The organism is Acinetobacter sp. SK-43 (genome assembly GCF_015351505.1).
GTDB lineage: Bacteria > Pseudomonadota > Gammaproteobacteria > Pseudomonadales > Moraxellaceae > Acinetobacter > Acinetobacter junii.
In genome coordinates this window covers 18425-27851 of sequence record NZ_JADKPY010000006.1, presented here as the reverse complement: position 1 = coordinate 27851, position 9427 = coordinate 18425, and the positions used below count along the sequence as shown (strand labels likewise).

The following is a 9427-nucleotide window of genomic DNA, read 5'->3' as shown; positions in this document are numbered from 1 at the left end:
TGCTGAAAAAGGACCCTCTCTTTTTGAAAGCTTTTGAATACAAAATGGCATCATTTCTTGAACTATATCAATCTTAATATCATTCATTTGGAGCGGCCTCCAATTGATTAGTTAAATTGTTATAAAGCTCTTCATTATCATAGGCCCACATATCAGTAAGGTAATTACCGATTTCCGCTAAATACACAGTGCCAGAATGCACTTTTTCTTGTTTTAAATTATGTTGAATTTGACTGAATAAAGCCCATAATTTTTTCATCTGATCTTGGGTAAGTTCAGCATGGTCTTGAAAATCACTAAGATCTATTTTTGGGATACGGCTAGACATGAATAAACACTCCTAACGAATTGATAGAAGCTTTGCCATTCACGACCAAATGAGGGTGGCAAAGCTGAAAAGGGTTGGTCGACAGGCTCGTTAGGATACCTGCACACGTAAACGTGTCCCTCCCCAGCTTCGCCATAGAGATATGCGAACGCATAGAGATTTTACGCACAAAAAAACCGCACATAGCGGGTTGTACGCTAACGAGTTTATAGCCGACCAAAGCTAATCCAACTGCTTTTTGTTGGACAAAATTAGAATAGCCTTGCTGAAGCTTATTTACAAGGGGGCTGCATAAAAAATATTTTTTCATAGGGCCACCTTATCCACTAACACGATTTATCTTTTGAGAATTATGCCATTCCACTAGATCAGCATAGTCAAAATAAACAGGAGCTTGTCGGGTTTTCCCATACTTGTAAGGTTTGGGGAAGGTGGCGTCATTCAATGTGAGATTGCGAAGCGCATCTCTTTTAATTGCTAGTAACTCACAGGCTTGCTTATATGTAACTCGAAGTGGTTGCATACTTTAACTCCATATTGCTAAATATCATGGAGTAAGTATGTTTTTGTTTTTTATTATTAAAAAGTGAGCAAGTTGTACTTAATTATCATTAAGTTCAACTTGCTACCCATTTTCAGGCCTACCTGATTCCTGTGCGTGTGGATATTTCCTAGCGATATCAATAATCCAATCTCTCAGAGACTTTTTTTCTCCTGGTAATTGTTCTCTGTGGTGCGTCAAATATAAATGCTCATAGATTTTTTGTGTCATTTCCTTAGTTCTTATTTTTTTCTCTGTATCTTGTTGCCACAGATATTCTGCCAATGTACAAGCTGCTAGTTTCGCATCCATCTTAGCCTGACTAACACCTCTTTTAATTTCCCTTTTAGGGTTTTCTTTTTCTAGATAAGTATTTAACTCTTGTTCATTTATAAGAAGCATTGATCTATCTAAAGTAAACACAAAGTCATTGGGATGCTGTTTGATAAAAGCATTAATATCTATAGGAAACGAAGTAGGCGTATCTGTTATTTCATAATTGTATAAAATAAATTTGATATTTTGATAGCCGAATAGTTCTAAAGTCTGATCATCAAAATTTCCTTTCATAATTTTTGGTGAACTCTCAACCCAAGTAAGGTTAACGATCCCTTTTCTACCCTCAATAAGTGCAAGTAAATCATTAGATAATTCAGGTTTTAATACTCTTGTTCCATACTCAGAAATTATTGCCTGATCGTCTCCCACAATTATCATATGACCAACATAATAAAAAACAGGTGTTAATACTTCTTGCATAATTAGACTTGAGAGATTCTTACTGTTGTTAGCTCTCAGCTTTTCTATGGTCTCATCAAGCGTAAGATAGTTTTGCATAATGTCCCCCAATCCTAACCAAGATTTCCAATCAATTTATCAACTTCATCTGCCCACCACTGCATCATCCCTATACGTTCATCAAAGTGAGCTCCCTTATCATAAACGCCTTTCACACCTTTTTTGATATGAGCCAAGCAAGCTTCAACAACTTGTTCTTTGTCACTGAACTTATTATTCAAAGCCGTACTCGCGATATGACGAAAGCCATGAGGATTTTGTCTACCTTTATAACCAAGCCTGTTGAGTGCGGTATTAAATGTATTATCAGATATAGGCTTACTTAGGCTATCTCTACTTGGGAAAAGCAAATTTGATTCAGATCTATAAGTCCTCAATTCTTGAATTAATGTAATGGCTTGATGCGGCAAAGGAACCCCATGGGTTATTTTCTTTTTCATAATCTCAGCGGGTTTAATCCATACCCTCTTTTCAAGATCGAATTGATCCCATGTTGCGTATCTCAGTTCAACTGGTCTAGGAAATAACAAAACAAATAATTCAAGACCAATTGCTAACGGGCGACTTGGATAACAGCGTATTGCATGGATTAGCTCTGGTAATTCTTCAGGCTCAACAAATTTCATATTGCCGCTAACGTTTTTATCCAGATGCTTACTAATTCCTTCTAATGGGTTAAAGTTAATTTTTGCTTGGAACTTCGCCCAATCGTAAGCATTTTTACAATAAGAGGTAAGTTTCTCCACTTGGGTATGAATCCCAAGCTCACGTTGTAAACCTTGAAAGAAATCAAACCATTCCTTGGGCGTTATCTTCGTATAATCACGTTCACCAAACTTTGGTACGATATGCCTATTAATTGATTTCTTTGCTTTATCAAATGTATCAAAGCCCCAATTAGGCTCTTTAGTTGCAAGCCATTCATCCATTAATAGTTTGAATTGCCGGTTACTCTCTTCAATTTTTTTCTGCTTTATCTCATTCTTAGATTTAAGTACTTCACCATTACTTACTATGCTCGAAAGTTCTGAAGCTTTACGCCGTGCAACGGAAGCGCTTACATTTGGATAATTACCTAAGCCTAACCACGACCATTTACCGTTTTCTTTTTTATAACGAAGAAGCCATGATTTGGATCCGTTCTCGCGAACACGAAAGTAAAGATTATCTCCATCCAAAATACGATATTCTTTTACAGCTGGATCTGCTTCTAAATTATCTAAAACGGTTGTAGCTAAGCGCTTACCAATCTTTACCTCTGTTCTTTTCATTATAAATCTCTGTACACCCAGTATGATTATTATAACTGTGTACACAAGTGTGTACAGTAAAAGCTTTGTTATAAGAGATTAAATGCGGCTATAAGAAGTTAAAAAAAAGCCCTGAATCTATATAATTCAGGGCTTTAGAGTTCATGTAACTTCATAAAAAGTTATATGACTTTAATATCTTGGTAGGTATATCCAGACTCGAACTGGAGACCTCTACGATGTCAACGTAATATTTTCATATTAAAATCAACAACTAAAGAATAATTGGTGCTAAATTGGTGCCAATTTTTTATGTAACAATATATTATCATTAATACTTATCGATAATAAAACCAATAAAAACTTTCCTTTATTTTTTAATTGTTATCGGCTTTGTTGCACAAACCTATCTGTAAAGGGTTTTTCAGCGATATAATTTTCAAATGAAGAAGCCTACACACAAAATCTACCGCACAACCAATTGGCCCGCATATAACCGAGCACTTATGAGTCGCGGAAATATTGCCATTTGGTTTGATCCTGCTACGCAATGGTATGCGCCATCAAAAGGCAAACAAGGGCGAAATCAAACCTACTCCGACGCAGCCATCCAATGCTGCTTAATGATTAAATCCTTATTCCGTCTGTCTTTACGTATGGTCACTGGCTTTGTGCAAAGTCTGATTAAACTTTGCGGATTAAATTGGATAGCTCCAGATTACACCACGCTTTGTAGAAGACAAAAGCATATTAATATTGCAATCAATTACCAAAAAAGTAGCGATGGGCTGCATCTACTCATAGACTCTACAGGCATGAAGTTTCTAGGTGAGGGCGAATGGAAACGCAAGAAATATGGACCTGAATATCGTCGCCAATGGCGTAAACTTCATATTGGCATAGATGCTAAAACTCTACAAATACGCGCTATTCAGCTTACAACCAATAATGTCAGTGATTCACAGGTGCTTGGTGATTTACTTAATCAGATTCCACAAGATGAGCAGATTGACTCTGTTTATACCGATGGAGCTTATGACACCAAGCAATGCCGTGAGGTCATTGCAGATCGGCAAGCGCATGCGGTGTTTCCACCTAGAAAAAATGCGAAACCTTGGAAAGATACAAAGAGCAGCTCGCTAGATCGAAATGAATTACTTCGAACAGTTAATCTTGGAAGCAGTGCTTCTCAGGCAGGACACTATGGAAAAAATCAGGCTATCATCGGTGAAGTTTGGTTGAAACTAAGATGCACTGCATTAAATTATTAGGAGATAAACTCAGAGCAAGGCGTTTTGATAGCCAAGTCAATGAGATTCATGCACGTGTAGCAGTCCTCAACAGATTTACGGAATTAGGTCGACCACTTACCCAAATTACGCCTTAAATTTAGCTCAATTAGGGGCGCTTTGCATTTCAAATCTTTGTGCAACAAAGCTGTTTGAATAAAAACTTATCTATGTACCTTCAATTTTAAGCATGGTTTGATCCTATCTTTTCAAATAAATGGCCATGCAATACTCAGTAAAAATAATAGCCCTAATACGGCGCAACTCATTTGCCAAAAACGTAAAGGATCTCGTTCAATGATTGCTGGTGGTTTAGAGTTTAATAATTCTTTGGAAGGATGCATTAGATTATGAATGAGTTCAGACAAGGCCTCAAAACGATGTGTCGGTTCAATACTCAGCGCTTGGCCTAAAATTTTATCTAACCATATAGGTAAATCAGGCCGATATTTCCTGATGGAATGATATTGAACTTTTTTAAGCTGCTTTAAACTGTTACAGCGAGCTAAATCTGTGCCATAAGGTAATTGTTTGGTGAGTAAATAATAGGCCATGACCGCCAAAGAAAATTGGTCTGAATGTACAGATGGCGAATGATCAATAAAATACTCCGGTGCCATAAATGCTAAGGTTCCGAGTGGTCGATTCGCATTTTTAGGATTAATTTCGACCAGGCCTCTTACTGCTGTTGAACCATAATCAATCAGTTTAATTTTCATGGCATTTTCTGCATTTAAAACCATGATATTCTTTGGCCGTATATCCTGATGCAGCATCTCCAGCCGGTGCATTGCATTTAAAGCCAAGGCCGTTTGTTGCAAAATTGGTAAAATATCATCGAGCTTTAAAGGCTTTTCCTGGCGATGCAGCCATTGAGCCAAGGTTTCACCCTGCAAATATTCATAACATTGGAATAAATATTTTTTCTCAGTGTTATGTGGATAACAGTGCATCAGGTTGTCATGTTTCAGACGTTTCGATACCCAATCTTCGAGTTGAAACTGCTCTACGGCATTTTTATCTTGCTGTAAATCTACCCCCAAAGTTTTTATGACCAAAGGCTGCTGCTGAGTATCGTGTGCCAAATACAGGCAACTGCGATGATTTTGGTGCAAAATCTTATCAATCACATAACCTTCAAAAACTTCACCTTTACTGAGCTGTTGTGGAAATACATAATCCTGCTGAATATGAAACTGATTCAGTTCAGGCAACTGTTCTACACGGATCACCTGGAAACTTAAGTTATCATCACTGCCCTGTTCTAAAGCTTTTTCAACTAATCCTTTGGCAAGTTGATTTAAATCTGCATCTATTAAAGTTAAATCTAATAATTGTTGATCTGTGACAAATTCATAGACCCCATCGGTCATTAGTAAAAAAATATCTTTTTCTTTGAGTTCAATATTTCGATAATCAATTTCAATACGATAATCCGCACCTAAGGCTCGACTAAGATAATGCTCTTTGGAAGACAACCAGACACGATGATCATGGGTTAGTAATTCAATTTCATGATCGCGAATGCGGTAAATACGACTATCACCAACATGAAAAACATGGGCTTGTTGCTGTTTTAAAATCAGTGCAGATAAGGTACAGACATACCCTCGGTCTTTATCAAAACGTCCTTGACTTTGTTGAGTCTGTGCATAAAGCCATGAATTGGTCGCGCGGATCACTCGTTCTGCTGAAGTCTGTGTACTCCAGGCATCTGAAGTAGAATAATAGTCAGATAAAAAACTACCAACGGCTGTTTCTGCTGCAAGATGACTGACATTACTGCTACCGATTCCATCCGCTATAACACATGCAATACCTTTCTGTTTCAGCACATGTCCTTCGGGCAGATATACTCCATGGAAATCCTGGTTCTGTTGTTTAACTCCGGCAGTAGAATATTGCCCAATAGTGACTTTTAATGTTTTTTTCATGCTGAAAGCTCAAAAAGGGATCTATATGATCCCTTTATAAAATGATGAATGTTAAAATTCTTTTTTAACACCAGTACGGACATGGGTGGTATAAAGTGCCAGACCTGTTAATGCCAAACCGCCCACCAGATTACCTAAAGCAACCGGCAGTTCATTCCATAGGAAGTAGTCAGCAATCGAGAAGTCACCGCCCATCATCATGGCAAATGGGAACAGGAACATGTTCACGACAGAGTGCTCAAAGCCCATGGCAAAGAACAGCATAATTGGCATCCACATGGCAATAAATTTGCCACTCACCGTAGTAGACATCATCGCGCCAATGACACCTAATGACACCATCCAGTTACACAGCATGCCACGGATAAAAATAGTCATCCAGCCGGCGAATCCGTATTCGGCATAACCTAATGTCCGCTCCTCGCCAATATGCGCAATTTTTACGCCGACAGGGTTTGGATCCGCTGCAAAACCCATGGTATAAACCGCTGCCATGAGCACCGCAACGACTAAACAGCCTGTAAAGTTCCCTACAAACACCAAGCCCCAGTTTTTTAGAATACGTCCCCATGTCACCCCTGGGCGTTTATCTAGCCATGCCAGCGGCGTAAGTACAAACACCCCAGTTAATAGGTCATAGCCCAATAAATACAACATACAAAAACCAACTGGAAACAGGAGCGCACCAATCAATGGTGATCCTGTTTGCACGGCTATGGTAATGGCAAATACCGCTGCCAAGGCCAGAATGGCCCCTGCCATAAAGGCACGAATCAATACATCACGGGTTGCCATATGCAATTTGGATTCACCCGCATCTACTACTTTTTTTGCAAACTCCGCAGGAGCAAGATATGCCATGTTGTCGTCCTCTTTTTCAATATACGGACCTGTTTTTCGAAAAAAAGACGCCTAAGATCATTGAAGACCTTAGGCGCCGTTGCCTTGAATATTAGAACAGGTAATGGTGAATGGCGTCGTTGCCATGTATATCGAAATATAAGCAAAAGCTATGCCACAAATAATTAACAATCACTTAAATATTCATTTTCTATTTAGCATGAACTCTAGAATGCTGTTGGCATGATATCTGCATTATGCGTTCTGCATACATTCATTTGATAATAATTTGGAGAGGATTATGATTACCCATCGTCAACAAGTAACTGACATGATCATTTCAGCGAAAGTTTTAAAGTCAATTAAGTGGTCAGATGTTGCCAAAGAGATTGGTCTTTCTAAAGAATGGGTAACGGCTGCCTGCCTGGGACAAATGGCATTTAATAAACAGCAGGCAGAGAAAATTGGTCAGATTTTTGACCTTAGTGATGAGGCAGTAGCATGGCTGCAAATTGTACCTTACAAAGGCTCTTTACCGACCAGTGTGCCTACGGACCCTTTAATTTACCGCTGGTATGAAGTTGTAAATGTATATGGTTCGACTATTAAAGAGCTGATCCATGAAGAATTCGGTGATGGCATTATGAGCGCAATCGACTTCAGCATGAATATTCAGCGTGAGGAAAACCCGAACGGTGACCGGGTAAATGTCGTATTGTCTGGCAAGTTTTTACCTTATAAAACCTATTAATTAATCGTTTGATAAAGCCATCATATTGATGGCTTTTCATTTCTTCGTAAGGAGATCTTTTATATCACCGTCTTTATCCTTATTTAATTTTGACTATACACAGCTTCTGGGTATAAGAGGAACCGACATCAATATAGTGACAGTTATCAATCTGGGTATGTTTTTTCACAATGGTATGCCCTAAATAGGTTTTGAACTGAACCGTACCGGGTTTGTCGGAGACTTTTTTATTTAAGTTAGGCCACCTGACCTAATGGGTTAATTTTATGATAGTACATTGCTTCAAAATCAAAAGGTGACACATAACCTAGTGCACTATGTACACGCTTTTTATTGAACCAATCTACCCAGCTTAGTGTCGCAAGTTGTACATCCGCTAAACCTTGCCAATCCGCTTTTAAATATTCAATCACCTCTGTTTTGTATAAGCCATTCACCGTTTCAGCCAAAGCATTATCGTATGAATCACCGGTCGTACCGACTGATGCTCGTAAATTTGCTGCTTCTAAACGATTGGTATAACGAATGGAAAGATATTGCACACCTCTGTCACTATGATGAATCACGTTCTTTGGCATGCCTCGATCATGCAATGCTTGCTCCAGTGCATCGAGCACCATATCTGTATTCATCCGTGTCGATACTTTCCATCCAACAATTGCTCGTGAGAAGACATCAATAATAAATGCAGTATAAACCCAGCCTGAATTTGTTTGAATATACGTGAAGTCACCCACCTGAGAAGCATTGCTTCGCAAGGGTTTGGATGATCAGCATTAAAATTACGTTTCACTAAATCATCTGCCCGTTTTTGGTCATCTCGGTTACGGGTGGTTTGTTTATTCTTACCACGCCAAACACCTTGTATACCTAGCTTTTGCATCAATCGAGCAATTGTACAACGTGCAATAACAGAGCCTTCACGTTTCAGTTGTTGCCAGACTTTACGTGCGCCATATCGACCTAAACTTTCCTTCCAAATTCGTTTAATTTGTTCAGCATGATGCTCATCATGTAGATCTCGTTTCGCTCGATGTTCTGGATTTACTGTGAGATCTAGAGTCCGGTAATAGGTTGAAGGTGCGATTGGTAAAATCCTACAAATCGCTTCAACACCATATTGATCTTTATTGTTATGGATAAAATCCACCATTACTTGTGTGGGCGGTCGAGCTCCGCCTGGGCGAAAAAAGCGGCTGCTTTACGTAGAATTTCATTGGCACGCTTTAATTCTTTAATTTCACGTTCCATTTGCTTCATTTTTTCTTGATCAGATATCTGTTGTACTTTAATAGGATTTTGCTGATCTAAATGCTTTTGATGCCAGGCACGAAGTGTTTCAGGAGTACAACCGATCTTAGGCGCAATTGCTGTGATTGCAGCCCAAGTAGAAGGATAATCTTTTTCAGATTCAATCAATAATTGAACCGCTCTTTCTCTGATTTCAGGGGTATATTTTAATTTTGTCATCGGGATAGTCTCTCAGAATATTGACTCTCCGACAAACCCGGTACGGTTCAGCCATATTTAGCACGCCACTTGTAGAAAGTCGCATTACTCATGCCATGTTCACGGCACAGGGTAGTAACAGGCGTGCCAGACTCCGCCTGTTTCAAAATAGACATGATCTGACTGTCAGTAAATTTAGATGTTTTCATGCAGAATCTCCTGCTCTAATCTTAAGAGAAAATTCTAC

Annotated in this window: 8 protein-coding genes, 4 pseudogenes and 1 other annotated feature; of the genes and pseudogenes, 2 read left to right on the top strand and 10 right to left on the bottom strand. The window is 38.8% G+C overall.

Translation table 11 applies throughout. The features are described from left to right. Positions 1-79: 79 nt before the first annotated feature. The 5 genes from IRT38_RS02470 to IRT38_RS02455 form a co-directional block, all read right to left on the bottom strand. On the bottom strand, positions 80-328 hold the full coding sequence (locus tag IRT38_RS02470; protein ID WP_194596868.1) for a hypothetical protein: 249 nt from the start codon (positions 326-328) through the stop codon (positions 80-82). Then, positions 321-638 carry a hypothetical protein gene (locus IRT38_RS17500; protein ID WP_227592129.1) on the bottom strand — a complete coding sequence of 106 codons (318 nt, stop codon included), beginning with the start codon at positions 636-638 and terminating at the stop codon, positions 321-323. Before IRT38_RS17500 ends, IRT38_RS02470 begins: the two co-directional genes overlap by 8 nt. A 9-nt stretch (positions 639-647) precedes the next feature. After that, positions 648-851, bottom strand: coding sequence for a transcriptional regulator (locus tag IRT38_RS02465; protein WP_194596866.1), 204 nt, complete (start codon positions 849-851; stop codon positions 648-650). A gap of 102 nt (positions 852-953) precedes the next feature. Then, the gene (locus tag IRT38_RS02460; protein ID WP_194596864.1) at positions 954-1706 is read right to left on the bottom strand and encodes a hypothetical protein; all 753 of its coding nucleotides are present in this window, start codon (positions 1704-1706) and stop codon (positions 954-956) included. A gap of 14 nt (positions 1707-1720) precedes the next feature. Continuing rightward, positions 1721-2938 carry a tyrosine-type recombinase/integrase gene (locus IRT38_RS02455; protein WP_194596862.1) on the bottom strand — a complete coding sequence of 406 codons (1218 nt, stop codon included), beginning with the start codon at positions 2936-2938 and terminating at the stop codon, positions 1721-1723. Positions 2939-3360: 422 nt separating this feature from the next. Here IRT38_RS02455 and IRT38_RS02450 point away from each other — a divergent pair. After that, positions 3361-4304, top strand: a pseudogene (locus tag IRT38_RS02450) (IS5 family transposase). Positions 4305-4415: 111 nt separating this feature from the next. Here IRT38_RS02450 and IRT38_RS02440 read toward each other — a convergent pair. Beyond that, the gene (locus tag IRT38_RS02440) at positions 4416-6140 is read right to left on the bottom strand and encodes a bifunctional protein-serine/threonine kinase/phosphatase (RefSeq protein WP_008941921.1); all 1725 of its coding nucleotides are present in this window, start codon (positions 6138-6140) and stop codon (positions 4416-4418) included. A gap of 51 nt (positions 6141-6191) precedes the next feature. Continuing rightward, positions 6192-7001: a formate/nitrite transporter family protein gene (locus tag IRT38_RS02435; protein ID WP_008303564.1), complete on the bottom strand. Its 810-nt coding sequence runs from the start codon at positions 6999-7001 to the stop codon at positions 6192-6194. 280 nt (positions 7002-7281) lie between these two features. Here IRT38_RS02435 and cynS point away from each other — a divergent pair, with 280 nt between their 5' ends. After that, entirely contained in the window at positions 7282-7731 is a 450-nt protein-coding gene (gene cynS, locus IRT38_RS02430) for a cyanase (protein ID WP_008941922.1), read from the top strand. 79 nt (positions 7732-7810) lie between these two features. Here the strand turns inward: cynS and IRT38_RS17495 are convergent. The 3 pseudogenes from IRT38_RS17495 to IRT38_RS02420 all read right to left on the bottom strand — a co-directional run. Continuing rightward, positions 7811-7918 (bottom strand): annotated as a pseudogene (locus IRT38_RS17495) (serine/threonine-protein phosphatase 2); the annotation flags it as partial. A gap of 49 nt (positions 7919-7967) precedes the next feature. After that, a pseudogene (locus IRT38_RS02425) lies at positions 7968-9201 on the bottom strand (IS3 family transposase). Further along, positions 8810-8926 (bottom strand) — a sequence feature (AL1L pseudoknot). (Overlaps the previous pseudogene by 117 nt.) A 50-nt stretch (positions 9202-9251) precedes the next feature. Next, positions 9252-9389, bottom strand: a pseudogene (locus IRT38_RS02420) (transposase); the annotation flags it as partial. Positions 9390-9427 lie beyond the last annotated feature (38 nt).

What these genes read in the sequence shown, in the direction of transcription:
- IRT38_RS02435 (WP_008303564.1), bottom strand. Translation starts at nt 7,001, where the DNA reads ATGGCATATCTTGCTCCTGCGGAGTTTGCAAAAAAAGTAGTAGATGCG.
- IRT38_RS17500 (WP_227592129.1), bottom strand. Translation starts at nt 638, where the DNA reads ATGAAAAAATATTTTTTATGCAGCCCCCTTGTAAATAAGCTTCAGCAA.
- cynS (WP_008941922.1), top strand. Translation starts at nt 7,282, where the DNA reads ATGATTACCCATCGTCAACAAGTAACTGACATGATCATTTCAGCGAAA.
- IRT38_RS02465 (WP_194596866.1), bottom strand. Translation starts at nt 851, where the DNA reads ATGCAACCACTTCGAGTTACATATAAGCAAGCCTGTGAGTTACTAGCA.
- IRT38_RS02460 (WP_194596864.1), bottom strand. Translation starts at nt 1,706, where the DNA reads ATGCAAAACTATCTTACGCTTGATGAGACCATAGAAAAGCTGAGAGCT.
- IRT38_RS02440 (WP_008941921.1), bottom strand. Translation starts at nt 6,140, where the DNA reads ATGAAAAAAACATTAAAAGTCACTATTGGGCAATATTCTACTGCCGGA.
- IRT38_RS02455 (WP_194596862.1), bottom strand. Translation starts at nt 2,938, where the DNA reads ATGAAAAGAACAGAGGTAAAGATTGGTAAGCGCTTAGCTACAACCGTT.
- IRT38_RS02470 (WP_194596868.1), bottom strand. Translation starts at nt 328, where the DNA reads ATGTCTAGCCGTATCCCAAAAATAGATCTTAGTGATTTTCAAGACCAT.